Source organism: Micromonospora sp. NPDC007208 (genome assembly GCF_042869175.1).
GTDB classification, from domain to species: Bacteria; Actinomycetota; Actinomycetes; order Mycobacteriales; family Micromonosporaceae; genus Micromonospora; species Micromonospora foliorum.
In genome coordinates this window covers 312,122-338,840 of sequence record NZ_JBIAFG010000005.1, presented here as the reverse complement: position 1 = coordinate 338,840, position 26,719 = coordinate 312,122, and the positions used below count along the sequence as shown (strand labels likewise).

General features: G+C 67.2%; 27 protein-coding genes. 23 read left to right on the top strand and 4 right to left on the bottom strand.

The genetic code is table 11. The features are described from left to right. The first annotated feature begins 529 nt into the window (after positions 1-529). The 4 genes from ACFYL6_RS13405 to ACFYL6_RS13390 all read left to right on the top strand — a co-directional run bounded on the left by ACFYL6_RS13405 (position 530) and on the right by ACFYL6_RS13390 (position 3,631). On the top strand, positions 530-1,690 hold the full coding sequence (locus ACFYL6_RS13405; RefSeq protein ID WP_387170891.1) for a DNA cytosine methyltransferase: 1,161 nt from the start codon (positions 530-532) through the stop codon (positions 1,688-1,690). A gap of 87 nt (positions 1,691-1,777) precedes the next feature. Next, positions 1,778-2,449 carry a GIY-YIG nuclease family protein gene (locus tag ACFYL6_RS13400; RefSeq protein ID WP_387170889.1) on the top strand — a complete coding sequence of 224 codons (672 nt, stop codon included), beginning with the start codon at positions 1,778-1,780 and terminating at the stop codon, positions 2,447-2,449. After that, positions 2,403-2,915 carry a very short patch repair endonuclease gene (locus ACFYL6_RS13395; RefSeq protein ID WP_387170887.1) on the top strand — a complete coding sequence of 171 codons (513 nt, stop codon included), beginning with the start codon at positions 2,403-2,405 and terminating at the stop codon, positions 2,913-2,915. Before ACFYL6_RS13400 ends, ACFYL6_RS13395 begins: the two co-directional genes overlap by 47 nt. A gap of 80 nt (positions 2,916-2,995) precedes the next feature. Then, entirely contained in the window at positions 2,996-3,631 is a 636-nt protein-coding gene (locus ACFYL6_RS13390) for a GIY-YIG nuclease family protein (RefSeq protein WP_387170885.1), read from the top strand. Positions 3,632-3,770: 139 nt separating this feature from the next. Here the strand turns inward: ACFYL6_RS13390 and ACFYL6_RS13385 are convergent, their stop codons facing one another. Then, a complete protein-coding gene (locus tag ACFYL6_RS13385; RefSeq protein WP_387170883.1) occupies positions 3,771-4,361 on the bottom strand; it encodes a hypothetical protein in 591 nt (196 codons plus the stop codon). Between the two features lie 1,278 nt (positions 4,362-5,639). Here ACFYL6_RS13385 and ACFYL6_RS13380 point away from each other — a divergent pair. Next, on the top strand, positions 5,640-6,203 hold the full coding sequence (locus tag ACFYL6_RS13380) for an HD domain-containing protein (protein WP_387170882.1): 564 nt from the start codon (positions 5,640-5,642) through the stop codon (positions 6,201-6,203). Here the strand turns inward: ACFYL6_RS13380 and ACFYL6_RS13375 are convergent. Continuing rightward, positions 6,191-6,661: an NUDIX domain-containing protein gene (locus ACFYL6_RS13375; RefSeq protein WP_387170880.1), complete on the bottom strand. Its 471-nt coding sequence runs from the start codon at positions 6,659-6,661 to the stop codon at positions 6,191-6,193. The two genes, ACFYL6_RS13380 and ACFYL6_RS13375, sit on opposite strands and share 13 nt — an antisense overlap. 4 nt (positions 6,662-6,665) lie before the next feature. Continuing rightward, complete coding sequence (locus tag ACFYL6_RS13370) at positions 6,666-7,424, bottom strand: XRE family transcriptional regulator (RefSeq protein ID WP_387170878.1); 759 nt, start codon at positions 7,422-7,424, stop codon at positions 6,666-6,668. Between the two features lie 176 nt (positions 7,425-7,600). On the opposite strand from ACFYL6_RS13370, the gene ACFYL6_RS13365 reads away from it, so the two are divergent. The 15 genes from ACFYL6_RS13365 (at position 7,601) to ACFYL6_RS13295 (ending at position 17,749) form a co-directional block, all read left to right on the top strand. Continuing rightward, complete coding sequence (locus ACFYL6_RS13365; protein ID WP_112681382.1) at positions 7,601-7,921, top strand: hypothetical protein; 321 nt, start codon at positions 7,601-7,603, stop codon at positions 7,919-7,921. 235 nt (positions 7,922-8,156) lie between these two features. Further along, complete coding sequence (locus ACFYL6_RS13360) at positions 8,157-8,585, top strand: DUF3307 domain-containing protein (RefSeq protein ID WP_328533118.1); 429 nt, start codon at positions 8,157-8,159, stop codon at positions 8,583-8,585. Positions 8,586-8,618: 33 nt separating this feature from the next. Next, positions 8,619-8,801 carry a hypothetical protein gene (locus tag ACFYL6_RS13355; protein WP_387170876.1) on the top strand — a complete coding sequence of 61 codons (183 nt, stop codon included), beginning with the start codon at positions 8,619-8,621 and terminating at the stop codon, positions 8,799-8,801. A gap of 104 nt (positions 8,802-8,905) precedes the next feature. Beyond that, positions 8,906-9,844 (top strand): hypothetical protein, encoded by a 939-nt coding sequence (locus ACFYL6_RS13350; protein ID WP_387170874.1) that lies wholly within the window; start codon positions 8,906-8,908, stop codon positions 9,842-9,844. An 81-nt stretch (positions 9,845-9,925) separates the two neighbouring features. Then, entirely contained in the window at positions 9,926-10,795 is an 870-nt protein-coding gene (locus ACFYL6_RS13345) for an FtsK/SpoIIIE domain-containing protein (protein WP_387170872.1), read from the top strand. Beyond that, a complete protein-coding gene (locus ACFYL6_RS13340) occupies positions 10,792-11,001 on the top strand; it encodes a hypothetical protein (protein ID WP_145789894.1) in 210 nt (69 codons plus the stop codon). The genes ACFYL6_RS13345 and ACFYL6_RS13340 overlap by 4 nt, the downstream gene beginning before the upstream one ends. Before the next feature lie 84 nt (positions 11,002-11,085). Beyond that, positions 11,086-11,526, top strand: coding sequence for a hypothetical protein (locus tag ACFYL6_RS13335; protein WP_387170870.1), 441 nt, complete (start codon positions 11,086-11,088; stop codon positions 11,524-11,526). Further along, on the top strand, positions 11,523-11,822 hold the full coding sequence (locus ACFYL6_RS13330; protein WP_387170868.1) for a hypothetical protein: 300 nt from the start codon (positions 11,523-11,525) through the stop codon (positions 11,820-11,822). Before ACFYL6_RS13335 ends, ACFYL6_RS13330 begins: the two co-directional genes overlap by 4 nt. Further along, positions 11,819-12,223 carry an RRQRL motif-containing zinc-binding protein gene (locus ACFYL6_RS13325; protein WP_387170866.1) on the top strand — a complete coding sequence of 135 codons (405 nt, stop codon included), beginning with the start codon at positions 11,819-11,821 and terminating at the stop codon, positions 12,221-12,223. The genes ACFYL6_RS13330 and ACFYL6_RS13325 overlap by 4 nt, the downstream gene beginning before the upstream one ends. Beyond that, positions 12,223-12,948, top strand: a complete 726-nt coding sequence (locus ACFYL6_RS13320; protein WP_387170864.1) for a hypothetical protein — start codon at positions 12,223-12,225, stop codon at positions 12,946-12,948. Before ACFYL6_RS13325 ends, ACFYL6_RS13320 begins: the two co-directional genes overlap by 1 nt. Then, positions 12,945-13,214, top strand: coding sequence for a hypothetical protein (locus ACFYL6_RS13315; protein ID WP_387170862.1), 270 nt, complete (start codon positions 12,945-12,947; stop codon positions 13,212-13,214). The genes ACFYL6_RS13320 and ACFYL6_RS13315 overlap by 4 nt, the downstream gene beginning before the upstream one ends. After that, positions 13,214-15,022 carry a replication initiator gene (locus tag ACFYL6_RS13310; protein WP_387170860.1) on the top strand — a complete coding sequence of 603 codons (1,809 nt, stop codon included), beginning with the start codon at positions 13,214-13,216 and terminating at the stop codon, positions 15,020-15,022. Before ACFYL6_RS13315 ends, ACFYL6_RS13310 begins: the two co-directional genes overlap by 1 nt. A gap of 29 nt (positions 15,023-15,051) precedes the next feature. Then, a complete protein-coding gene (locus tag ACFYL6_RS13305) occupies positions 15,052-15,324 on the top strand; it encodes a helix-turn-helix domain-containing protein (RefSeq protein WP_387170858.1) in 273 nt (90 codons plus the stop codon). Beyond that, a complete protein-coding gene (locus ACFYL6_RS13300; RefSeq protein ID WP_387170856.1) occupies positions 15,324-16,595 on the top strand; it encodes a tyrosine-type recombinase/integrase in 1,272 nt (423 codons plus the stop codon). The genes ACFYL6_RS13305 and ACFYL6_RS13300 overlap by 1 nt, the downstream gene beginning before the upstream one ends. 350 nt (positions 16,596-16,945) lie before the next feature. Next, on the top strand, positions 16,946-17,749 hold the full coding sequence (locus ACFYL6_RS13295; RefSeq protein WP_030486293.1) for an HAD family phosphatase: 804 nt from the start codon (positions 16,946-16,948) through the stop codon (positions 17,747-17,749). 168 nt (positions 17,750-17,917) lie between these two features. Here ACFYL6_RS13295 and ACFYL6_RS13290 read toward each other — a convergent pair whose 3' ends face one another. Continuing rightward, positions 17,918-18,664 carry an oxidoreductase gene (locus ACFYL6_RS13290; RefSeq protein ID WP_387170854.1) on the bottom strand — a complete coding sequence of 249 codons (747 nt, stop codon included), beginning with the start codon at positions 18,662-18,664 and terminating at the stop codon, positions 17,918-17,920. 218 nt (positions 18,665-18,882) lie between these two features. Between ACFYL6_RS13290 and acs the strand changes: the two genes are divergently transcribed. From acs to ACFYL6_RS13275, 3 genes are all read left to right on the top strand, one after another. Next, on the top strand, positions 18,883-20,847 hold the full coding sequence (gene acs / locus ACFYL6_RS13285) for an acetate--CoA ligase (RefSeq protein ID WP_387170852.1): 1,965 nt from the start codon (positions 18,883-18,885) through the stop codon (positions 20,845-20,847). A 267-nt stretch (positions 20,848-21,114) separates the two neighbouring features. After that, the gene (locus ACFYL6_RS13280) at positions 21,115-23,910 is read left to right on the top strand and encodes an immune inhibitor A domain-containing protein (RefSeq protein WP_387170850.1); all 2,796 of its coding nucleotides are present in this window, start codon (positions 21,115-21,117) and stop codon (positions 23,908-23,910) included. Between the two features lie 333 nt (positions 23,911-24,243). Next, entirely contained in the window at positions 24,244-26,688 is a 2,445-nt protein-coding gene (locus ACFYL6_RS13275; protein ID WP_387171173.1) for an immune inhibitor A domain-containing protein, read from the top strand. The last annotated feature ends 31 nt before the right edge of the window (positions 26,689-26,719 follow it).

Below are 26,719 nucleotides of genomic sequence, written 5' to 3'. Positions count from 1 at the left end.
CTCGTCCCGTTTGGCAAATTACACGGCAGGCGGCGGTCGCATCGTCCGCGACAAGGTGAGCAGGAAACCCCGTCCGAGTAGCGCTCGACGTCGGGCCCTGCGGCTCACGGGCCGGCCGCTCCTCGACCCGTAGGAGATCGAGTACCGCGTGCCGGCTGCGGGCGGGCTTCACCACCGCTTCCTGTGGTGGAGCGCTTCCAGCAGAAAGGGACGACCCCCGTCGGGGGGATGCGGTCTCAAGTTGTCGGCCGGTGCCAACTAGTGGCGGCCCGCGCCGACGAGCAGGTGCCCGACGTCGTCGGTTCGTGTTCGGGGTGGACCCGTACCGACGCTCACGCTGCCTTCTCGCTGCCTTGCTGCCTGCCGTCTCGCTGGCCTCTCGGATCGTTGCTGTCAGCGTTGCTGTCGACGACCGACACGGGTGGCTATCAGCTTCGGAGCCGCTACAGCAAGTCGAACGGATGATCGAATCATCACAGATGAGTGTCATGCATAGGGAGTCCCACCTCAGCCGCTATAGGCTGCGGCGATGATGGGCGAGGGGGCAAGCGTGGAGAGTGCGCCCATCCGGGCAGCAGAGTTCTTTGCTGGCATCGGACTCGTTCGTACCGCCCTTGAGCGGGTGAAGGGCGCCCAAGTTCAGGTCGTGTGGGCCAACGACATCAAGCAAGCTAAGTGTGATGCCTACGTCGCCAACTTCCCGGACGGCGAAGATCACTTCCTCGTTCGCGACATCCGGGAGGTCAGGGCACCGCACCTGCCAACAGGCATCGAGCTAGCCACCAGCAGCTTTCCCTGCATCGATCTCTCGCTAGCTGGGAACAGGCGAGGCTTGGGCGGCGAGCAGTCGGGCATGTTCTGGGAGTTTGCGAAGATCCTTGGCGGGATGTCCCCGCGGCCCTCCGTCGTGCTGCTCGAGAACGTCCACGGGTTCGCCACCAGCCACAACGGCGACGACCTGGCGGCTGCGCTCCGCAGCCTGTCGGACCTGGGTTACTCATTGGACGTCTTCGCGGTCGATGCCCGGCACTTCGTGCCGCAATCCCGCCCGCGAATGTTCATCGTCGGCATTCAGAAGGGCGATCTACCAGGTAACGCTCGATTCGACGTCCCGCCGATCAGTGACGTGCGACCTGCTTGGGTGCGAGCCATCCACGAGAAGCACCGCGAGACGCTGAGCATGCACTACATCAAACTTCCGGGCTTGCCGGAGGGTCCGAAGGACCTCGATGGCTTCGTGGAGGAAGAGGTCAGCCCCGGCCTCTGGTGGGGGGATGATCGGGTAGAAGCCTTTGTCAAGTCCCTCAGCGACGTGCAGAAGGCACGCTTCCAGGCTCTTCTGACAGCTGACACGGTCTCTTACCGGACCGCCTACCGGCGCACTCGGCAGGGCGTCTCGATGTGGGAGCTCCGCAAGGATGGCATTGCTGGTTGCCTCCGGACCACGGGTGGTGGATCGAGCAGGCAAGCCCTAGTACGCCTAGGGAGAGGCAGCACGGCTGTCCGGTGGATGACGCCGCGCGAGTACGCCAACCTCATGGGTGCTCACGACTACAAGCTTGTAGCAGGTACGCCGAACCAACAACTGTTCGGGTTCGGCGACGCCGTCGTTGTGGACGTCATCGAGTGGATCGGTAACCACTACCTGGTGCCGGTTCTGAGGCCAGACAGAAGGGCGATCGCGGAGTAGCCTCACCGAGTCATCGCACTACGTTGACTCGGAGGCAGCATCTTGCCACACCATCTTGACCTCGACACGACGGACCTTCCGCGCGAGGTGCAAGCGATCCGGAAGGCCATCACCGAAGCCCTGCGGGTGCCGGACCCTCAGCGGCCACGCCAAACCATCGGGCAAGCAAAAGCCGGAATCTACGCCTTCTATGACTACGATGGCGAACCGATCTACGTCGGCCAGACGGCAGAAGGGTTCGGAGTGCGGCTCGGGCGGCATTTGACTGGCCAGCGGTCGGACGCGGTGGCCAAGTATGTCTTAGACCCGTTCGAGGTTCACGCCATTTCCATGTGGTCACTTCCGCACATCGGAGACATGCCGACGAGAGAGCGGAAGGCAGCGCTGGACCCCTACGAGTACACCGTGTATCAGCATTTAGTCACCCACAGCGCCTATGGAGCGGTCTTAAACGAGGGAGACATCCCGCCAGGCCCGCTGCAGGAGTTACCCGATCCAGTGGAATGCGTAATTATCCCTGATCACATATTCCCTGATCGCAGCCACCCGGACGTACGGATTGCGCGGCGCGCGCAAACCATCTCACTACTGGCAAAGAATATCAGTGAGCGCAAGGTATCAGCGGGTCTAAGACGAACCCTTGTTACCCAAACCGAGCGGCTTCACGCGCTAGCGGAAGGGCGCTTCTTTGCTCTATCGGGCACGATAGAGGATGAGGGACCAGAGGGCGTGGTGGAGGAACCTGACGGACTGTTCTAGGCCCGCTAACATGCCTTCATCGCACCCCAATAGATTGCCGCCGGCACCGCCACCTTCATCCGCTACGGCCACCATGAAGGCAAACCGCAGCCGAGACACAAAGCCAGAGCTTGCATTACGAAGAGCTCTTTTTGCCCAAGGCCTGCGCTACCGCGTCGGTATGCGTCTCACAGTTCCTGGAAAAAACGTGCGTCCTGACATCGTCTTCACGCGCCGCAAAGTGGCCGTCTTTGTGGATGGCTGTTTCTGGCACGGCTGCCTCCAGCATGGCCGGATGCCATCCGACCCCTCTGGTTATTGGCACGAGAAGCTTGAGAGGAACAAGGCCCGAGACACGGCCGTGAACCAAGCGCTCCGGGCTGCCGGCTGGACTGTAGTTAGGGTTTGGGAGCACGCCCCAGTACATGAATCCGCAGCCGCGATCACAGCAGCCCTCAATTCGACTACTATTCCTGAGTCACATTAGGATCTGAATTGCCCAGAAGATCTGCCAGCGCTGTCCCTCCGCGGGCCACGAGGCTCATCCGAGCCAAATACAATGAATTCATGCGTTCCCCCGATCCGAATAAACCCGGGTCGACTATTGGCGAAGCGACAGCAGGGGTCTACGCGTTCTACGACTTCGACAAAGAGCCAATTTATGTCGGACGGACCGTCGCCGGGATCAGCGATCGAGTAGGTCGGCACCTAACAGGGCAGCGATCCGACCCTGTAGGGAAATTTGTGCTGGATCCTTTCGAGGTGGCCGAAGTCGAGGTGTGGACGACGCCGAAAATTGCCGAGATATCGTCTGACGCAACTGTAAGAGCGAAGGCCATCCAGCCTTATGAGGCGATGGTTTATTACAAACTGAGAGACGAGTCAAAGTTTGGTGCCGTCCTCAATGAGGAAGCGCCAAAAGGGGCCAGGCCCGTAAAGCTACCGAAGAGCGTGAGGGGATTAATCATTCCCGAAGAGCTCTGGGAAGACCGCAATCACCCCGACGTACGAATTGCTCGCAGAGCGGCGCACGTTGGAAGACTGGCCCAGCTAGTAAGTGAGCGGGAACTCCGAGGCGGAGGTCTTCGCCGCACGCTCCATCTTCAAACGCAACGCTTGGAGTGGCTTACGTATCAGCGACTTGTCGAGCTAGATCAGGTTAAGGCTCGGCCAGGAGAACCGACAGACGTCAACGAGGATTGAAGCGGTGTAAGGTCGGGTCCCCTTCAAGCCAAGCCCCGCCGGCTGTTGAATCGGCGGCGGGGCTTGAAGCTCTATTCCCATCGCCGTTCTCCACACCTGCAGTGCTCCTGCAACAGTGATGAGACTGGGCTGACAGCTATCAGCCCAGTCTCTCAGTGTGGACCCAATAAGTGTTCCGCAGGCGGGTGAAGTCGAAGTCCTTGCCTTGCGGAGCGCGACGAACAGTCAGCAACGAGTGCTGCTCAAGTTCTGCACGGGCCCTCGTCCAACTGTCTGGCGAGAAGCCATATCTTGCCTTCTGATCGCCACGCAACCACGGCGGGTTCACCTCCTGCCTATTGCTTCTCATGTCTCTGAAAACCAGCAAAAAGGCAGTAGCGATTCCGGATAGGCGATAGATCCACTCGTTGCTCCAAAAGCCGACAGGCATATTGATCCACCAAGAGCCCCGCCACGAATAGGACTTTCCGCTACCGGAAGGACTGCGAAGAGTTACATCGGGCGGAAGGCCCGGGCTGCGCTTCAACTTGATCAGCTTAGCCTCGTCGAGCCAACTGTGTGCATCTGCCACCCTCCGCGCGCCGTTGCCTGCCGGGTCAGGCAGGGCCAGCATCTGAGCCCATTTGATTGCCGGCATGCCTTTGATGTCGTGCGGGGAGCGAACCGCCAACATGGTCATGGTCAAGTAGAGCTTCAACCTGACCTCGCCGCCGCGGCCGCCCTGCAGCATGGACGCCAGGGGCGGGACGGAACTCAGACTGTCGTCCCGCAAGAACTCAGGCGGGAATTGAACCGTGGTCCTACGCGACCTCTGGACCGCCCGGTTGAGCAGGTAGCGACCCTCCGTCGTGGGCGCGTTTGTCGATATAGCTGGCATTGCCATGCCTTCCTGAAGGGGAAACCAGGGGTAGCAGGGGTTCATGGGGTTCATGGGGTACCAGGGGTACTTACCTTATAACTTGCCGCCACAACCTGGGTGTATCGCCGGTGAAACAGGCGGGGTCACCCCGCTGGGTATTGGGTGCAGACGCCTTTGAGAAGTCGCTGTATCCCCTCCAGGAAGGCGATTGTATGCCACTTGACCTGGCGTTATGCGATCCGGATCATCGGTTGCAGGACAAGCGGGTGCCTTGATCACCCACAACCATCCCCGGGCACCAAGATCACGAAGAAGGGTGAGCGGTCTGCGCGGACCGCTCACCCCGGTGTCCCGAGTAATGCCTGGTCAGAGACCTCAGAAGGGACAGTCGAATGGTAGTGCAAGCCGTTGATCAGCAGGAAAAGGCTGGAAGATGCCCCCGGTGGGGTTTCCGCGAGAAGGTGAAGATGATCCTGAAGGCGGTGGGCCTAATCGCACGTGTTGTGGTGGCGGTCGCAGCCATTGCCAAGTGGCTGGATCACTGATCCATCGCTGAAGCCATCCCGTCTGCCGTCGACCCGCCCTCCTGGGGAGCAGGCCGCCGCCCGGCCCGCCACGTCAAGCGCACCTTGACGCACGTTCGAACCCTGGCGGGTCGGGCGGGGGTCTGCTCGGCTTTGCCCGGGTCGGTGGCAGACGGGATGGCCTACCGCAACCACCCGCGGACCGTGACCCGCCGGCGGAGCCCCGGCCATCCTGGAGCCGGAGCGCCCCCGCCGGAGGCGCAGTAACCGCAACCGCGCGACCGCCGCCAGCTCGCCGACGCGGCCAGCGCGCCCTCCCTACGCCGCGCGGGCACGTGGCCGCGCGGCCCGGCCGGCTGCCGGCCCACCACCTCACTCATCAACGTCCTGTCGTTCTGCGGCGGCCCCTTGGGCTCCCCGCTTCCGCGCCAGCCGCCGGGCGTTCTGCGTGTCCGGAGTCGGAGCGCCAGCGGAGCGACGGGCGCGCGCCCAGGCGGCGGCGCGTGCGGCCCGTTCAGGGCCGCCTTGAAGACGTACAGAAACTTTGAACCACTTCGCCGGCAGCTCGGCCGGCACCCCGAACACGGGATGGCGAGCGGACCGGGTGCCTCCGTACCCTGGCGATATGGCCGACCTCGTCGACACCGCTCGGGAACTTGCACGACGCCTGCTGGAGACACCGTTGCCCCGTCGATGGAGTCACGTCCAGGCGGTCGCTGCCAAGGCGGACCGGATTAGCGGAGCAGTCCCGAGCGAGGATCGTGAGGTGCTCGTAGCGTCGGCCTGGCTACACGACGTCGGTTACAGCCCTGACCTGGTCGACACCGGCTTCCACTCGCTCGACGGTGGCCGCTGGCTACGCCGTGAGCACTTCAATGAGCGGATTGCCGCCTTGGTCGCTCATCACTCCTGTGCCTGGCTGGAAGCCGACGAGCGTGGGCTCGGTGAGGCCCTGGCCGCCGAGTTCCCTCGGGAGGAAACCGCGGTGACCGACGCCATCTGCTGCGCAGACATGACGACCGGACCGGATGGCCAGGATTTCGAGGTGTTGGACCGGCTAGCGGAGATTCGGTCGCGGTACGGGCCGGAGCACCTGGTTACCCGGTTCATCGGTCGGGCGGAACCGGAGATGGTCGCTGCTGTGCGGCGGACTCAGCGCCGGCTCGCAGGCGTCCATCAGCCGATGTAGGGCTCGGGACGTTCCTCGTAGCCGTGGGTGATGCGGAGCAGGGTCGACGGATGGATGTCGAGCGCGGCCAGCTCGTCGCGGGCCACCCACCGGACGTCATGTGACTCTTCGCTCGGCGTCGGTGTGCCGCTGACCGGTACGGCGCGGAAGCAGAGCGAGAACTGCTGTCGTACCTCGCCGTCTGAGTACTCGATGACGTGACCGGGGTCCGAGTAGACGCCGACCATCCCGAACACTTCGACGCGGATGCCGGTTTCCTCGTGGGTTTCCCGGACTGCCGTCTCTGCGACCGACTCGCCAACTTCCTGTCCGCCGCCGGGCAGGGACCACAGGCCATTGTCGGTCCGCTGGATGAGCAGCACCCGTCCGCGATCGTCTCGTGCGAAGACGGAGACGGCGACGACGATGCTGTTGGCCTTCGGCGCGCTCGGGTCTTGGTAGTGCTCGGTTCTTGTCATGCTCTTAGGCTGCCATCTCGCCGCGTGGCTGAGTCGTCGAGGCAGCTAGGACCCGGTCGAAGCTGTCGGCGTACGTGCCGAACAGATCGCCGCCGTTGAGCCTGCGCAAATGCATCACGGGCGCATGTGGCGCCGGAAACCCGAGCACGTGCATGTTCACCAACATCTCGTCATCGAAGCGATAGATCGAGTTGTACAACGTCGTGTCGTGGTAACGGACCTTCACCCCGGGCGCATCGTCAAGCCGGTTGTAGTACTGCTGAACTTGGCGAATCTTCGCCGCCATCACACCCGGCGAACCTTCCTCGATGCTCTTGCGCTCGATCGCCTCGCTATTCGGGTCGCCGAGCAGGATTGTCACCGTGATGCCGTCAACAGCCTTTTGACGCAGTGTGTCGATCAGCCTGCGGTCCTGCTCTACGAGGAACAGACCGGCGTAGGCCAGCACGTCTATTCGCTTCTCCGCGCGTTCGATCAGTCGACGCCATAGGTCGTACGGCACGGCAGAGCGCCGGGTGTAGAGCTGCACCAACTCGCTCTGCCCAATCCTCGACGCCTTCTCGGGGGTCACCGCTTCTGGCCACAGGTACGGCACGTCTTCCCGCACCATTGCTGCGATTGCGTGTCGGTGACGCGGGTACGGCGTCCGGTCCTGCGTGATCCACCGTTCTACGGTCTTCGCGTCAACCCCGATTTTCTCGGCCACAGTGACCGGCGTCAGGCCGTTGCGCAGGATGGCATCGCGGAGCCGGTCGTTTGGCATCGTTTCTCCTCAAGGGACGACTAGGGACGCATTCATCGTAACCAAGACGTCCCATAGTCGTCCAGCCCATCGGATGGGTTGTCCCTGGCTTTTCGGGAGCCTTATCCGCAGAGGCCACGAGCAACAGTCCACCGGGGACTAGCTCATTACCTGGCCCGAGACCCAGGAGGTTTGTTGTGAAGCTGTACGTGGACACCCAGAGCAAGCAGGTCCAGGTGACGAAGGACCCGGAGCCGAAGAACGACCAGAACGGCAATCAGCGGTCGGAGAAGAACACTGGCCGGCTCATGTGGTCGACCCAGGTCTTCGTGCTCGACGAGACTGGCGGCGAGATCATCACCATCACCACGGCGGGTGAGAAGCCGGGCGTGACGGTGGGACAGCTCGTCGCTGTCGAGCAGTTGGAGGCTATTCCGTGGGCGACCAACGGGCGTAACGGCGTCGCGTTCCGTGCGATCACGCTGAAGCCGAAGGCTGGTAACTCGGCGGCGAAGTAGGTCCTTGCTCACCGCGCTGTGTGAGCCCTGGTGTCTGAACGCACGAAAGCGGCCTGATGGTCCGCTGATCCATCTCTGATTCGTCCGGAAGCGGTTCTGGTTCGCACGTTTCCGGCCGGTGATCACGTCAGGTGGTCACATCCCTCAAGGCACGGGGTCGGTACTGGCTCGCATACCTGCCGACCCCGTCTGCCTTTCCAACCTGTCTGCCCTCGTCATAGGGAGTGGTTGTCTCATGCTCGTTTCCGCCATCGTATTCGCCGTTGTCGCGGCGACCCTCTACGCCGGTCACCAGGTGGCCGATCACGTTCTTGGCCAGTCCGACAAGCAGGCCGCGCACAAGGCCGCCCCGGGTTGGGACGGCTGGCGTCATCTGTTGGGCCACGTGATGGCCTATCACCTCGTGGTAGTGGTCATGCTGGCCATCACCATCGCCGCCCTGGACCTGCCCGTCACCGCCCTCGGGCTTGCCGCTGGGCTCGGCTTCTCCGCCGTCTCGCACGCGTTTCTTGACCGGCGGTGGCCGGTGCGCTGGCTGCTCACTCACACGGGAAGCGGCGACTTCGCCGACCGTCAGGCCCCGATCTGCGGGATGTACCTGGCCGATCAGTCCCTACACGCGGCGTGCCTCTGGGCGTCCGCGCTGCTCATCGCCTGCCTCTAAAACCCCTCACTCTGAGCAAGGGAGATCCCCGTCATGGGCAAGAAGTACCTGTTCAGCGAGGACACCAACGGTCGTGTCCGTGAAGTCAAGGTCGACCCGAAGCACCTGGACAAGCAGCTCCGCGAGGAGCGCGCCGCTGGGCGCACCCCGACCGTCCTCGACGAGGACGACCGCATCCGCTTCGGCCTGCTCGGCAAGAAGCTGCGCAACGACTGACCTCGGTCAGTCCTAGGAAACGAGCGCGGGGCCGGTACTGGCTCGCAACCTGCCGACCCCGCTCTCTCCAACCCATCCAACCCAGTCTCTTGGGAGGACGTGTCATGTCCAAGTCTAGCCCTCGCCGCTTCGGTGGCAGATCAACCGGAACGGTGACGGTCATCGAGGCCAAGGTCCACCGTTCCTCCGCACGCAACGCCCGCATGGCGTTCATCCTCACGGCGGTCATCGTCGGCCTCCTGTCGGCCGTGGTGGCCGCTTCCTCCATCCACCCGATCCTCGCCGTGATCGTCGGCGCGCTGATCGGCGTACCGACCGGCGGCCTCGTCTGGCTGCTCGTCCGCATCTGGCCAGTGATCCGGCTGCTGTGGTGGTGGACCCCGGAAACCACCCTCGCCGTCCTGCTGCTCACCGCGTGGGTGCAGCTCGCCAACCACACCCCAACCCTGGTGACCCTGATCGTGGTCGCCCTGGTCGTCGGCGTCCCCGCCGCCATCCGCCCGGTCCGCCGACAGGTCATCGCCTGGACCTGGTGCCTCGTGGTGCGCCACCGGCTGCGCGTCTGCTTCGCGCAGTTCATCATCGCCAACCAGTCCGGCAGCCTCCCGCTGATCCTCTGGGCCAAGCCCACCCCGGTCGGCGAACGCGTCTGGGTCTACCTGCGCCCCGGCCTCTCCGAAAAGGACCTGGAGAGCCGCCTCGACAAGATCGCGGTTACCTGCCACGCCTCCACCGTGCTCATCGAGCGTGCCTCGGAGAACAACGCCGCCTACCTGCGGTTCGACATCAAACGCCGTGAGGTGCTGACCGCCCACGTCGGTTCTCCGCTGGTCGACGTGATCGACCCTGCGGCACCGGTCTCGGCGTCGCCGCTGACGGTCCCCACCGCGCTGGATCTGCCGGACGTGACCGCTCCGACGATCACCCTTCCGGCTCAGGGCAAGCCCGCCGGCAAGAAGCCGGCCGCAACGACGGCCAACGGCAGCAAGCCCGCGGCTTCTTCCGCGTCGACCGAAGCGGACGACGTCTCCGACTGGATCTGACCCAACCCAACCAGGACGCGAGGAGCCATGGCGGCTCGTTCGTGTGGCTCCTCGCGCCCACAACGCCCAGGAGGGCACCTCATGACCACCACGATTCCCACCACTGCTGAGGCGGTTCCGGTGGGTCCTGGCCTGTCGATGTTCGACCCGATCTTCATCGGGATCGACGAGTTCGGCCAACCCGTCTACCTGGACGTCATCTACCGCAACCTGCTCACCGCAGGAGAACCCGGCGGCGGCAAATCCGGCCTCATCAACAACATCTGCGGCCACGCCGCCCTGTGCGACAACACCCGCCTCGTGCTCTTCGACGCCAAACTCGTCGAACTCGGCCCCTGGCGCGACCTCGCCGACGCGTTCATCGGCCCCGACATCGACCAGGGCATCGACGTCCTCCGTCGCCTCCTGGTCGTCGCCACCAACCGCTACGCCTGGCTCCTCGCGAACCGGCGCCGCAAGCTCGCCGACGGCGACGGCATGTCCGTCATCGTCACCATCATCGACGAACTCGCCATGTTCTCCACCGTCCTCGGCACCAAGACACAGCAGGAAGAGTTCTCCACCCTCCTGCGAGGGCTCGTCTCCCTCGGCCGGGCCTGCGGCATGCCCGTCGTCGCCGCGACTCAGCGCCCATCGTGGGACATCATCCCCGCCTCGCTGAGGGACCTGTTCGGCTACCGGGCCGCGTTCCGGTGCACCTCGCTGAACAGCTCGAACATCATCCTCGGACAGGGCTGGGCCGAGCAGGGCTACACCGCCTCCGACATTGCGCCCACCAACCAGGGCGCGGCCTACCTCCTGGCCGAAGGCGGCGTACCCCGCCGCATCAAAGCCGCCTACCTCACCGACACCGACATCTACAACATCGCCGACTACGCCGCTTGGACCCGCCGCCCCAACGGCACCAGCACCCCGGCGGTCAACCCCACCGAGTGGGAGATGGCGGCATGACCACCCGCGAGCGGGCCTACGCCCGCGCCAACAACCAGCGGGCCGCCCAGTTCACCGAGCTGTGGATCACCGGCAGTCCCGAGGACATCGCCGCCCTGGTCCAGGCCGTCGCCCGCAGCGGGCGACTCGTCTACCTCTCCGCACCCACCCAGATGCCGGGTGACGACAACCGGCACCGCCGCTACCTGCGGCTACGCGCCCGATAGCCGGTCGACAGGACCAGTCAACGCCTGCCAGCAACCGCTGGTCCTGCCGACCTCCACCAACAGCCTCGAAAGGACGTGGTTGCCATGAAGGCTACCCAAAACCCACCCGCGCAGATCCAGGTCACGCCTGCTGATCTGCTGCGGATGGCTGCCCTCTACCTGCGCCGGCACGGCTGGCACCAGGGCACCTACTACGCCAAGAACCCCGACACCCTCACCCCGCCGGCCTGCGCCGCCGGGGCTATCGGCATCGCCTGTGCCGGACACACTGTCGAGCACTTCTCCCAGCTCGACCCCGACGCCCTCGCCGACTACCTCGCCGCCCTGGGCGTGTTCGTCGACTACCTCGACACCACCGCGCCCCTGTTCTTCGTCGACGAGGACGGCTACCTGCTCGACGAGCACACCTCCCCCTACTCGTGGAACGACGACCCCGCTCGCACCGCCGAGCAGGTCATCACCGCCCTAGAGGCTGCCGCCACCGACTGGGACTCCCTCCGCAAGGCGGAAGGGGAAACGCGATGAACACCGTCAAGAAGCCCTTGACGTCCGTTCCGCGCCAGCGGCGTCGGGACGTCGTCGAGAACGACGCCTTCGCCTCGTTCGCTCGGCGCATCATCCGCGCCCACGGCCGTCGCGTCGCCACCGGAGACGTCGAAGCACTCCGCGACCTCATCGCCCTGTCCTCCGTCATTGATGACGCCATCGGTGAAGCCGTGATCGGCCTGCGGGCCTTCGGCTACTCCTGGGCCGAGATCGGCTCCCGCCTCGGCATCTCCCGCCAAGCCGCCCAACAGCGCTGGGGCGGTGACAAGCCATGACCGACCTACGCAGCGTCGACCTAGACAACCTGGCCGAGCGCACGGGCATCCAGGTCGAGTTCTACGACCCGCTCGGCACCCACTACGGGTTCCCCACCTTCCCCTACCACTGCGCCCCCACCGGCCTGGCCACCCTGCGGCAACTCCGCGCCGCCGGCCTTCGCCCCAACGGCCAAAACCCCATCGCGCAGATCTATTGGCGGCACCGCAACAACCGGCGAGTCGCCTACCTCTACCGCCTCGACCTGGCCGCGCCGAAACGCGCTGCCACACCCGCTCAGCGAGAGGCCATCGCCAAGGCACTTCGTGCCCGCCGCACCTGCCGCGTCTGCGCACAGGTGAAGCCCTACTACATCCCCCGCCGCTACGGCTGCTGCCTCGACTGCCACGGAGGCCACTAATGACCACCACCGCGCCGGCCAGCGCCGGCACCCGCTTGGAGGGCCTGGTCCTGGTCCTCATCCTCATCGTCGTCGGCGGCTCCGCCGGGGCCGCCTCGTTCACCCACGTTCACGACTGGACCATGGCCAACAGTCCCGACAACACCCCGGGATGGTTCGGCTGGGCCAACGCCGTCATCTCCGAACTCGTCCCCATCGCCGCCCTGCTCACCATCCGCCGACGCCGCCGCACCGGCGCTCCCATCGGCTACCCGATGGTCCTGCTCATCGCTGCCGCCGGCCTCTCCCTCGCCGCCCAACTCGCGGTCGCCAAGCCCGGACCGTCCGGGTGGCTCCTCTCGGCGGTTCCCGCGCTGGCGTTCATGGCCCTGGTCAAACTCGTCCTCGCCCCCGCACCCACCGCCCAACCCATGACGGCTCCCGCCGAGCCGGGGCAGCCGATCCGCGTTCAGGTGGCCGAGCAGGTCACCACCGAGCCGGCACCACCGGCCGCCATCACCCTGGCTCCCGAGCAGACCCCGGCCGTCGAGCCGGACCCCGTCACCGTGCCGGCCTCGGAGCCGGTCGACGTCCCCGCCCACCTGCTGCCTACCGCCCGGTTCGCAGCCGTGCAGCACCAACAGGCCACCGGAGCACCAATCACGCCCACCGAGCTGGCCGACCGCCTCGACATCAGCCCGGCCGTCGCCGGGCAGCTCCTGGCCACCATCGGTGGTGTCCGATGACCATCGTTCTGGTCGATATCGAGCAGGTCACCCACACCTGCCCCGCCTTCCCCGACGCGCACCCGTTCGACATTCGCCGAACCCTGGTCGACGTCATCCCGGGTGGTCCCTGCCGGGCACCGGTCACCATCCGCTGCGGCGACACCACCGCCCTGATCCCGTGCCGCAGGCACGAACCGGTCAAGCGCCAGTGCGGTGCCTGCCGGGTCATCGTCACCGAACGCACCATCACCACCCGCCACCTCACCACTGAGGTTCGCGGCTGATGGCCTCGACGCTGGACCTCACACCCCGAGTCTCGGCCCGGGGTGTGGGCTCGAACGCCGACACCATCCCCGTCCACGACTACACCGCCACTGGTTCGGCCTTCACCCGCGCCGCCCAACCCGACTACTTCGGATGGCTGGAACACGTCCGCGCCGCCGCCGGCTGCACCCGCCCCATCCGCCTCGCCGGCCAACTCCTCACCGTCGAACAGTCCACCGGCCGCGTCCTCGACCAGCGGCACACCGACGCCATGCCCGACGCCGCCATCTACACCGCTTGCGGTAACCGCCGCGCCACCGTCTGCCCCGCCTGCGCCCACACCTACCAACGCGACGCCTATCAACTCCTGCGCGCCGGCCTCATCGGCGGCAAAGGCGTCCCCGAATCGGTCGCGCAGCACCCGGCGGTGTTCGCCACGTTCACCGCGCCGTCCTTCGGCACCGTGCACACCCGAGCGGTCAAGCGGCACACCTGCGGCAACCGGAAGCGTTGCGACTGCCGGGCTGAACCGTGCCATGCCCGCCGCGCCACCGACCCCGCCGCCGGGCTCTGCCCTCACGGTCGACCGGCCGTCTGCTGGGCCAGGCACGAGCCGGGTGATGCGGTGCTCGGGCAGCCGTTGTGTCTGGACTGCTACGACCACACCCACCAAGTCGTGTGGAACCTGTTCTCCGGGGAGCTGTGGCACCGCACCAAGCAAGCCGCGGAACGCTGGCTCGCCAAACTGGCTCGCCGTCGGGGAATACCCCGCGTCCACGTTGTCACCGCCTCTGGCAACATCCGCACGGTCCCCCCGGTTCGGCTGTCACACGGGAAGGTGGCCGAGTTCCAGGCTCGCGGGGCGGTGCACTTCCACGCCCTGGTGCGCCTCGACGGCGTCCACCCCGACGATCCCACCGCCGTCGTCCCACCACCGGCCGCCTTCACCGTCGCGGACCTCGACGACGCGATCCGGGCTGCCGTGGAACAGGTCGCCTTCACCACCCCGACTCATCCCGACCAGCCGGGCGGCTGGTCGATCGCGTGGGGTGACCCGGGCAAGGGCCTCGACATCCGGCCCATCAGCCTCACCGGAGACGGTGAGGTCACTGACAGCATGGTCGCGGGCTACCTTGCCAAGTACGCCACCAAAAGCACCGAGGTAACCGGGCACCGCTCCGTCAGGCTCGACGCCGACTCGATCGGCGACTACGCCGACCCCGACGGCGACCACACCGCCCGCCTCATCGACGCCTGCTGGCACACCGGCCGACCCACCGGAACACCCGTGCCGCTCTCGGAAAGGCCCCGGGACCACCGGCCACGGCCCGGCTTCGTCGACCGCTGGGAGTGCCCCGACTGCGGCACCCACATCCGCTACGCCGCCTGCCCCGTCTGCGTCGCCGCGCGTCAAGCCTCCCTTGACACCCAACCGGCGAAACCAGTGACCGGCAACCCTTACGCCCGGCTGCGGCGCTGGGCGCACATGCTCGGCTTCGGCGGCCACTTCCTCACCAAAGCCCGCCGCTACTCCGTCACCTTCCAACTCCTGCGCGACACCCGCGTCAGCTTCCGACGCCACGAGCACGAGCACCAGGCCGACGAACAACCCGGCACCCTCCGCGCTGTCGACCACCTCGACGAGGACGACACGACGCTCATCGTCGGCACCCTCACCTTCGCCGGCGTCGGCTGGCACACCACCGGAGACGCACTCCTCGCCAACACCGCCGCCGCCATGGCACGCGAGCGACGAGCCACCGGCCGCGAAGAACTCGCCCACGAACTCGGCACCACCCCCGCCGGCACCGCGCCGGCCGCTGCCTGACCCCGACAGACCTGAGGAGGTCACCCGTCATGAGCACCACCGCCCGACCCAGCCCGGTTGTCCGGCTCGTCCCTCGCAACGGGGCAGTCGTCGTCGAGCCGGTCACCTACACCGTCCGGGAAGTCGCCAAGCTGCTCGGCCTCTCGCTCGGGAGCACCTACGCCCTCGTCCGGGACGGAACGATCCCCGCAACCCGCCTCGGCGGTCGCTGGCTCATCCCACGCACCCGCTTCCACGCCTGGCTCGACGGCGTCACCGAGCAACCCGCCGCCACCGGTACCGAGCATGGGCGGAGGCGCTGATGGGCTTCGTCCGCAAGACCCCGGCTGGCACCTTCCGCGCTTGCTGGCGTGACCCTGCCGGTGGGCAGAAGTCCAAGAGCTTCCGCACCAAACGAGAGGCCAACGCCTTCCTGACGGAGGTCGAGAGCGGCCTGAACCGGGGCACCTACGTCAACCCGCACGCTGGTCGTACTCGCTTCGGTGAGTTCGCCCAGCAGTGGCTCGCCACTCGGACCGTCGAGGCGCGCACGAGCGAGCGGACCGCCTCCATGCTCCGTACGCACGTCCTGCCGAAGTGGGGTGACTGGCCGCTCGGGAAGGTCGATTTCATGTCGGTGCAGGAGTGGGTGACCGGCCTGGGGCGGGATCTCGCCCCCGCCACCGTGGGCAAGTGCTATCAACTGCTGTCGATGATCCTCCGGACGGCGGTTCAGGCACGGCTGATCGCGACCAACCCCGCCGAAGGGGTGAAGCTGCCCCGCGATCGGTCCCGCGACGTCAAGCCAGTCACGATCAGCCGGGAGGACTTCTTCGGTCGGCTCCTGCCTGCCGTCCCACCCCGGCATCGGGCAATCGTCTCCACCGCCGCCGGGGCCGGTCTGCGCTGGGGAGAGTGTGCCGGGCTGACGTGGGCCTCGGTTGACCTCGACCGGGCATCGCTACGCGTGGTCCAGGTGGCCGAGGAGACGCACGGCGGGATCGTGTTGCGCCCGTACCCGAAGAGTCGAGCAGGGGTGCGGACCGTGCCGCTGCCCGGCTTCCTCCTGGCCGCGCTCCGTGAGCTGCACGCCGCCGCCGACGATCCGGACTCACGCACGCTGGTCTTCCGTGACCGGGTAGGGCGCCCGCTGCGCCGGTCGAACTTCCGGCGTCGGATCTGGCTGCCATCGCTCGTCCGCGCTGGCCTGCTCGGCCAGGTCGCCAACACCGGTCCGCACCGGTACCGCGCTACGTGGCCCGATCGGGACGGTGTCGAGTGGTCGGCCGAGTTCACCACCGAACGGGAGGCAGTGGCGTGCGTCGCGGCCAAGGCTGTCGGCGGGATGCGGTTCCACGATCTGCGGCACGCCTACGCCACCTGGCTGGTCACCGACGGCGTTCCGATCAACCTGGTGCAGCGGGTCATGGGCCACGAGCAGGCATCCACGACGCTCAACCGGTACACCCACACCCCGGACGACTATGCCGCTCGCGTCCTGGAGGCGTTTGACGGCTCTGCTGCCTCTCTGCTGCCTCTGGCCGTAGAAACGCCGTCCCTGGACGGTCTGGACGGGCCGGAGGACGACTTGTGAGCTGTGGTGGAGCGCTTCCAGCAGAAAGGGACGACCCCCGTCGGGGGGAGACGGGGGTCGTCGGAGGTTCGGCTCCGGGGGGGTCGAGCCGAACCACTCAGCGGTCACGGGGGGTGCAACCGCTGAGGGTCTGCCTGTTTCGAGGATGTGAAAGCTCGTCGTACGGACAAGTCTGCCTGAGCGGGCCCGTCACGTCGAGTGGTGCCGACTCCACTCACTGCGAAAATCTCCTCGCAGAGTGTGAGCGTGATCACGCGGAGCGGAGATGATGCTGCCAGCCCGCAGGTCTGAGGGGTGGCATGACCCCGGGCACCCGCCGACGATAGACCATCCGGCTAGACTTTCGCGCCGTGGGCCGAAGTGCCGCTTTCTTCGATCTGGACAAGACCGTCATCGCCAAGTCGAGCGCCCTGGCGTTCGGTCGGCCGTTCTACCGGGATGGGCTGATCACCCGGCGTGATGTGGTCAAGTCGGCGTACGCGCAGCTGATGTTCCGGCTGGGCGGCACCGACGAGCAGACCATGGCCCGAACACGGGACTACCTGGCCGCGCTCTGCAAGGGCTGGCAGGTGGAGCAGGTCCGCCAGATCGTCGCGGAGACGCTGCACGAGCTGATCAACCCCTACGTGTACGCCGAAGCCGCCGCCCTGATCGAGGAGCACCAGGCGGCGGGGCGGGACGTGGTGCTGGTGTCGGCGTCCGGCGAGGAGATGGTCCGGCCGATCGGCGAGCTGCTCGGGGTGACCGACGTGATCGCCACCCGGATGACGGTGCGGGACGGCCGGTACAGCGGCGAGGTCGAGTTCTACGCGGCCGGTCCGAGCAAGGTCGAGGCGGTCAGCGAGTTGGCCGCCGCCCGGGACTATGACCTGGCTGATTCGTACGCCTACTCCGACTCGTACAGCGATCGCCCTTTGCTGGAGTGCGTCGGCCACCCGAGTGTGGTCAACCCGGACCGGCAGCTGCGCAAGCTGGCCTCGGAGAACGCGTGGCCGGTGCTGGAGTTCCGGCACCCGATTCCGCTGGGCCGGCGCCTGCGGGAGCGGCCGGCGGTCCCGGTGGCCGCGGCGGCCCTGGGGGTCGGGGTGGGCGTGGCCATCGGCATCGCCTGGTACGGCCGGCACCGCCGCACCCGAGCCGCCACCACCGCCTAACCCCCCACCCCACCCCACCCCACGCCGTCCCGTCCCGTCCACTCTCACGTCGATCTTGGACTTGTGGTGGGCGCCTTCGGCGCATTGGCACCTTTTGCGAGGCACCACAACTCCAAGATCGACGTCGGGGAGGGCGGGCCGCTCCGGGGCGGCGGGGCTGATCGCCGCTCAGGCGGCGGCGAGGATCTCGTCTCCGATGGCGGTGAGCTGGTCGGCGCCGACCTCGACGGCGGCCATGTAGTGGCGTAGCCAGGAGCGCAGCCCGTCCGGGGTGCCGGTGGCGAAGGCACCGGCCGCGCCGACGTACTCGGGCTCCCGCTCGCGGTGCCCGACGTCGACGGCGAGCAGGCCGCGCGGGTCGAGGCCGCTGGCGAGCAGCACCAGCCGGGCGGCCCCGCGGGCCACCACGCCGGACGGCCCGGCGAACGGGCGCAGGTTCAACAACTCCCCGTGTACGACGGCGGCGAGCACCAACGGGGAGACCTTCGTGCCGCCGGCCACGAGGGCGGCCAGCCCGTCCAGCCGGGTGGCGACCACGGGGTCGGCCACCGGGCGGCCCAGCTCGGCCTCCGACACGACGTCCCGAGCGGCGAGCACGTGCAGCTTGGCGAGCGCCTGGCGGGGCGCCTTCGGCCACAGCTCACTCAGGCCCGGTAGCGCCCCGGCGACCCGCAGTGCCCCCTGGAGCACCGGGTCGGTGACGGTGCCGGCCCGGACCGCCTCGCGCTCGTGCCCGGCCCCCTCAAGAGCCGCGCTGGCCACCGCGGAGCGCAGGCTGACCTCGGCGGCGACCTGTCCACCGTGCCGGCGCAGCGCCCGGTGCCCGAGCGCCTGGTCGAACCGCTCGCGGGCCTGTTCGACGGCGGCGGCGATGTCGGCGAGCGCGAGCAGGGGCGCGAGCGGGTCGGTGGTCACCCCGCCACGCTAACGACCCGATCCGGCGCGGCGGGCCGCACCCGCCCGCAACGCGACCCGGACCACCCGACCCGGGGCGCACCGGCGGGGACGGGCCGTCGGGCGCGCGGCGGGGGCCACTCGGCGCGACGGAGTGGGCAGCCGTGGCCGGTCGCAGGCCCCGCGACTACCCTCGTGCCATCGAGACGCAGGTCACCCCGAGGATGAGGAGTCACGGCATGAGCGAGGCATTGGCCAATCTGCTGAACGAGACGCGCCAGTTCCCCCCGCCGGCCGAACTCGCCGCGCACGCCAACGTCACCGTCGACGCGTACGCCGAGGCTGAGGCCGACCGGCTGGCCTTCTGGGCGAAGCAGGCCGATCGGCTGGCCTGGTCGAAGAAGTGGGATGAGGTGCTCGACTGGTCGAACCCGCCGTTCGCGAAGTGGTTCGTGGGCGGGCAGCTCAACGTGGCGTACAACTGCCTGGACCGGCACGTCGAGGCGGGCCGGGGCGACAAGGTGGCGATCCACTGGGAGGGCGAGCCGGGCGACACCCGCACCATCACGTACGCCGACCTGCACGAACTGACCTGCCGGGCCGCGAACGCGCTCACCGAGCTGGGGGTGACCGCCGGCGACCGGGTGGCGATCTACCTGCCGATGATCCCGGAGGCGGCGGTGGCCATGTTGGCGTGCGCCCGGATCGGCGCCGCGCACAGCGTGGTCTTCGGTGGCTTCTCCGCGGACTCGTTGAGCAACCGGATCCAGGACGCCAGCGCCAAGGTCGTGATCACCGCTGATGGTGGTTACCGGCGGGGCAAGCCGTCGGCGTTGAAGCCCACTGTGGACGAGGCGGTGGCGAACTCCCCGTCGGTGGAGCACGTGCTCGTGGTCCGCCGCACCGGCGAGGACGTGGCGTGGTCGGAGAAGGACCACTGGTGGCACGAGACGGTGGAGACCGCGTCGGCCGAGCACACCGCGCAGCCGTTCGACGCCGAGCACCCGCTGTTCATCCTGTACACCAGCGGCACCACGGCCCGCCCGAAGGGCATCCTGCACACCACCGGCGGCTACCTCACCCAGGCGTCGTACACGACGCACGCGGTGTTCGACCTGAAGCCGGAGACGGACGTCTACTGGTGCACGGCCGACATCGGCTGGGTCACCGGCCACTCCTACATCGTGTACGGCCCACTCTCCAACGGCGCCACCCAGGTGATGTACGAGGGCACCCCGGACACGCCGCACAAGGGCCGGTTCTGGGAGATCATCGACAGGTACGGGGTGAGCATCCTGTACACCGCGCCCACCCTGATCCGGACGATGATGAAGTGGGGCGACGACATCCCGGCCGGCTTCGACCTGTCCTCGCTGCGCCTGCTGGGCAGCGTCGGCGAGCCGATCAACCCGGAAGCCTGGATGTGGTACCGGGAGCACATCGGCCGGGGCGAGCTGCCCGTGGTGGACACCTGGTGGCAGACCGAGACGGGCGCCATCATGATCTCGCCGCTGCCGGGGGTGACCGCAGCCAAGCCGGGTTCGGCGATGACGCCGCTGCCGGGCATCGTGGCCGACGTGGTGGACGACCAGGGCCAGTCGGTGCCGAACGGTGGGGGCGGCTACCTGGTGCTGCGCGAGCCGTGGCCGTCGATGCTGCGCACCATCTGGGGTGACGACGACCGGTTCATCGAGACGTACTGGTCACGTTTCCAGGGCATGTACTTCGCTGGCGACGGTGCGAAGAAGGACGACGACGGGCACATCTGGCTGCTCGGCCGGGTGGACGACGTGATGTTGGTGTCCGGGCACAACATCTCGACGACCGAGGTGGAGTCGGCGTTGGTGTCGCACCCGTCGGTGGCCGAGGCGGCGGTCGTCGGCGCGACCGACCCGACCACTGGTCAGGCGATCGTCGCGTTCGCCATTCCCCGGGGCAGCACGGACATCGTCGGTGACGCGGGCGAGCAGCTCATTGCCGACCTGCGCAACCACGTGTCGAAGACGCTCGGCCCGATCGCCAAGCCGCGGCAGATCATGCTGGTGCCGGAGCTGCCGAAGACCCGCTCCGGCAAGATCATGCGCCGGCTGCTGCGGGACGTGGCGGAGAACCGGTCGCTGGGCGACGTGACCACGTTGCAGGACTCCTCGGTGATGGACCTGATCTCCTCGGGGATGAGCGGCACGAAGTCCGACGAGGACTGACGGTAGGCGTACCAATTGGAGGGTGGCGGTCCGTGCGGACCGCCACCCTCCGTCACGTCTTACGGGTACGGTTCGCGCCGCCTCGCCACTGTCACATCGGTCGGTCGGGGGAGTCGGGAGAAGCTGAACGGGCACAGGCGTAGATCACCTCTGTCCTTTCGGCCGGTTGTGCTTTAGGTTCACGCAGGTTGGAAGAGTTCGACACACATCGCTTCGATGGTCGGCCACGCCAACGTCCTCCTCCCCATGCCCGAGAAACGGAGCGGCATGAACCACAAACCGCAGTCCAGGGCGCGGCGACGACTACTCGTCGCGCTGCCCGCCATCGCCCTCGCCGCCACGTCACTGACCGTGAGTGGCAGCGCGGCTGCCCAGTCGCCGTCCGGCACCCCTCTGGCGGTGATCGGCGCCGACGAGCACTACATCAACTACGCCGAGCCCGAGGTGCAGCCGGACACCACCGGCCGCGAGGTGAAGGGCAAGGGTGGCATCTACACCCCCGCCGCGGAGTCCGCGCGTGCGTTCGACCAGAAGCACGCCCGGGGCAACCCGGTGACCGCACGGCAGTTGGCCAAGGACGAGGCCAAGTCGCTGCGGACGGGTCAGAACCCCCGCAAGTTCAAGAAGGCACCGACCACCCAGACGGCGAAGCTGCTGACGCTGCTGGTCGAGTTCAACGACAAGGCCAACGACGACTTCACCGGCGTGATGGTCCCGAAGACGGTGTTCGAGGACCGCACCTGCGTCCCCGGCACGGTCCAGAACGGCCCGAAGCACAACAAGATCCCGGACCCGGCGCGCCTGCCCCACGAGGACAACAACTCGATGTGGGTCCCGGACTTCTCGCCGCAGCACTACAACAAGATGCTCTACAGCAAGAAGGGCATCACCGAGCGGGTCCGCACGGACCTGAAGGGCCCGGACGGCAAGAAGGGCATCGACCTGTCCGGTCGCACCATGCACAACATGTACCTGGAGATGTCCAAGAACGCGTACACGGTTGACGGGCAGGCCAGCCCGTGGATCACCGTGCCGCACTCGGAGGGCTGGTACGCGGCCAACCGCTGCTTCCAGGACGAGACCGGCGCGTGGGTTCCCGGCCGTGAGCAGTCGATGAACGGTCACCCGGACAACCCGGCCGGCGCGGGCCGCCTGGCGACCGACGCGATCGACGCGCTCGTCGCCAAGGACCCGAACTTCCCGTGGGCCGACTACGACATCGAGGACCAGGCCGACCGCGACGGTGACGGCAACGTCTTCGAGCCGGACGGCGTGATCGACCACCTCGTGCTGGTGCACGCCGGCCAGGGCAAGTCCCGTGGTGGCGGCGCCGAGGGCGTGTACGCCGTGTGGGCGCACTCCTCCACGGTCGCCGGTGGCTACACCATCCCGGGCACCAACCTGAAGGCGTCGAACTACATCGTGCAGCCGGAGGACGCCGGTGTCGGCGTCTTCGCCCACGAGTTCGGCCACGACCTGGGCCTGCCGGACCTGTACGACACGTCCGGCAACGCCGACTCCGACGTGGACTTCTGGGACCTGATGGCCTCGGGCTCGCACTCGGGTGAGATCTTCCAGGCGCTGCCGACGCACATGGGCATCTGGGACAAGTGGGTGCTCGGTTGGGCCGACCCGCTGACCATCCGCCCCGGGTCGAACCCGCGCGAGGTGAAGCTCGGCCAGACGTCGCGGACCCCGATCGACTCCGAGGACGGCATCAAGGTCGACCTGCCGGACAAGGTCACGACCCTGGCGACCCCGCACAGCGGCACCAAGATGTGGCACAGCAACAACGACCAGGAGTGGGCCGACGTCAAGCTGAGCCGCTCGGTCGACGTGCCGGCTGCGGCCGACTCGAAGTTCTGGATGTGGAACAACTACATCATCGAGGAGGACTGGGACTACGGCTTCGTCGAGCTCTCCACCGACGGCGGTACGACCTGGACCGAGCAGAAGGTGTACGACGAGGGTGGCGCGGTCGTCACCACGCCGGACGGCTACCCGGACCCGAACGGCCGGATGAACGACTTCGGCGGCAAGAAGTACGGCCTGACCGGCAGCACCGACGGCTGGCGGCACGACTACGTCGACCTGTCGGCGTACGCCGGTACGACCGTGCAGGTGCGGCTGCGTCTCGCCACCGACGAGGCGTTCGAGGAGCGCAACTGGTTCGTCGACGACTTCTCGGTCACCGGCGGCGGCGCCACCACCTGGAGTGACGACGTCGAGGGCGGCGCCAACGGCTGGACGGCCACCGGCGGCACCTTCGTCGACACCACCGGTGAGGGCTGGACGATCTCCAGCGGCACCGAGGTGCACGCCCAGTACTACCTGGCGGAGTGGCGCAACTTCGACGGCTTCGACAAGGGCCTGAAGTACGCCTACGACACCATCTACTCGCACGACGCGTGGAAGGTCGACCGGATCTCCTACAACGCGCCGGGCATGCTGGTCTGGTACCGGGACACCGCGCTCGGCGACGTCAACCACGTCACCGGGCAGATGACCGCGCTGCCCAGCTACGGCGCGAAGGGCGGCCTGCTCATCGTCGACTCGCACTTCGACCCGTTGCGGCGTACGGGCGAGGCGGCCGTGAAGGACCCGTCGGTGACGGACAACCTGCCCAGCCGGCCGCAGTCGTCGAACGCGGCCTTCACGCTGCAGCGGACGTACCCGTTCACCGAGTGCCTGGAGGCGGCGGACGAGCCGTACAGCGCGTACTGCACGAAGTTCAAGGGTCAGGCGCCGGTGAAGGCCTTCACCGACGCCAAGGGCTGGTACCCGGGCATCGAGATGCGCGACGGCGCTGCCTACGCGCGGGACAACGACGCGTCGGTGGTCCTGCCGTCGCGCAACAACGCGCCGTACACCACCCGGGTCACCCACCCGGACGGCAGCCCCGCGCCGGAGTTCTACGGCGTGACCCTGGGCGGTGGCGCGATCGTGCTGGGCACCGGCAACCCCGGCGACCAGGGCGTGAACTACGGCGTCTCGCTGACGATCAAGAAGGCGGCCGGGGACAACTCGTCCGCCATGATCTACGTGACGCCGGCGAAGAAGTAACGGTTTCGCGGCTCGACAACTAACTGTGGGGCCGGTGGCGGAGACGCTGCCGGCCCCACCGTCGTACCCGCGATCGGCTTGATCGAAAAATGTCGTTGTATACGTTCGCGTCCCGGTCCGCGCTGGTCAGCGTGGCTGATGAACCGGCGGGGTGTGACGGTGGAAAGCATTCCCAACAAAATCTTGCAACAAATCGACGCGAGGTTCTTCCCACCCGTCCCGCCAGTAACTATGTTCACCAATGGTCCCACTAGTGGGATCGATCTCCCACCGGCCCGTACCCCCGTTGGGCCGGTTCCCTCACACCGGAGGTACCACGTGCGCAAAGTCGCAGTGGGTCTGCTCGGGCTCTCACTGACGGCGACAGGCCTGGCTTTCGGCCCGTCCGCCTCGGCGGCGCCTCAGCCCAAACTGCCGGCCGCAGCACCGGCCGCTGCCGAACCACAGGCGCTGAAGGATGAGCTCCCCGACAAGCTCGAGGACAAGCGCCGCGCACTGCGTGAGCAGGGGCTCAGCGACGTGCTGAGCGGTCGCAGCAAGCCGATCGAGCGCAACGGAAGCACCGTTGTCAAGGTCGGCGAGACGAGCGGGTCGGGCTTCAGCACCCGCTCCGGTGCTGGCGCGAAGAAGACCAAGGACCAGTACGTCGAGCTCAAGCGTGAGCGGACCGACAAGATCTTCGTGATCCTGGCCGAGTTCGGTGACGAGCGGCACCCGTCCTACCCGGACAAGGACATGAACCCGGACATCGCCGGGCCGACGACGTTCCAGGGGCCGCTGCACAACAAGATCCCCGAGCCCAACCGGGCCGTGGACAACTCCACCATCTGGCAGCCGGACTTCAGCCCGGAGCACTTCCGCCAGGTCTACTTCGGCACCAACCCGGGCGACGAGTCGCTCAAGCAGTACTACGAGGCACAGTCCTCGGGTCGGTACACCGTCGACGGTGAGGTGACCGACTGGGTCAAGGTCAAGTACAACGAGGCCCGCTACGGTCGCTCCGACGACCCGATCCCGGACCCGAAGCCCGGCCAGCCGGCCGACCCGCGCGACGACCTGGCCGTCTGCCCCGACAATGTCTGCTCGAACACCTGGGCGCTGGTCCGCGACGCCGCCAACCAGTGGGTCGCCGACCAGAAGGCCAAGGGCCGGACGGACGCGCAGATCGCCACCGAGATGAAGTCCTTCGACCAGTGGGACCGGTTCGACTACGACGGTGACGGCGACTTCAACGAGTCGGACGGTTACATCGACCACTTCCAGATCGTCCACTCCGGCGGCGACCAGGCCGACGGTGACCCGCAGCAGGGCGAGGACGCCATCTGGAGTCACCGCTGGTCGGCCTACAACAGCTCGCCCGTCGGCCCGCCGAACCTTCCGATCGGTGGCACCCAGATCGGCAACACCGGCGTCTGGATCCGCGACTACACGATCCAGCCGGAAAACGGTGGCCGCAGCGTGTTTTACCACGAGTACGGCCACGACCTGGGCCTGCCGGACGACTACGGCCCGGCGGACAACAACAACGAGCACTGGACCCTGATGGCCCAGAGCCGGCTCGCCGCCAAGAACGACGTCGGCATCGGCGACCGGGGCGGCGACCTTGGCGCCTGGAACAAGCTCCAGCTCGGCTGGCTCGACTACGAGGTCATCGTGGCGGGTCAGAAGCGAACGCTGGAACTCGGCCCGCAGGAGTACAACTCGGACAAGGCGCAGGCCGCGGTGGTCGTGCTGCCCCAGCGGGAGTACACCTTCGACTACGGCGCGCCGATCGAGGGCTCCAAGCAGTACTTCTCCGGTAACGAGGACAACCTCGACAGCAAGATGACGAGGACGTTCGACCTCACAGGGAAGTCCTCGGCGGCACTGTCGCTCAAGGGCAAGTACAGCATCGAGGCCGGTTACGACTACCTCTACTTCGAGGCGTCCACTGACGGCGGCGAGACCTGGACCGACCTGGACGGCACTGTCAACGGTTCGCCGATCGGAGAGGACGGCAATGGCCGCCCGGCCCTCTCCGGCAGCAGCGAGGGCGCCTGGACGGACATCAACATCCCGCTGACCTCGGTCGCCGGGAAGGTGGCGCAGGTCCGCCTGCACTACGTCACCGACCTCGGAGTCTCCGAGGGCGGCTTCTTCGCCGACGCGATCACCGTGACCGCCGACGGCCAGACCGTGTTCAGCGACGGCGCCGAGACCGACGCCGGCTGGGCGTTGGAGGACTTCCAGGTGGTCGGGGCGACCTACACCCGGCTGTTCGACAACTACTACATCGCCGGCAACCGGTCGTACGTCTCGTACGACAAGTACCTGAAGACCGGCCCGTACTTCTTCGGCTACGCGAACACCCGCCCGGACTGGGTGGACCACTACGCGTACCAGGAGGGCCTGCTCATCTCGTACTGGAACACCCGCTGGTCGGACAACAACACCGCCCCGGCGTCGGAGTCCAATCCGGGTGGTCACCCGGGTGAGGGCCGCAACCTGTACATCGACGCGCACCCGCGCCCGATCTACAACCTGACCGGGGCTCCGTGGCGGGCCCGCGTCCAGGTGTACGACGCACCGTTCAGCCTGAAGAAGGCCGACTCGTTCACGCTGCACCTCAACAGCCAGCCGCAGTACATCCGTGGCCAGGCCGCTGAGCCGCTGTTCGACGACACCAAGAAGTACTTCTACGAGGAGCTGCCGAACCACGGCGTCAAGCTCCCCGCAGCCGGTGTCAAGATCAAGGTTGTGGAGCAGGACGGCACCTCGATGAAGATCCGGGTCAGCTGACCACTGATCCCGCACCAACCAGCGACGCCCG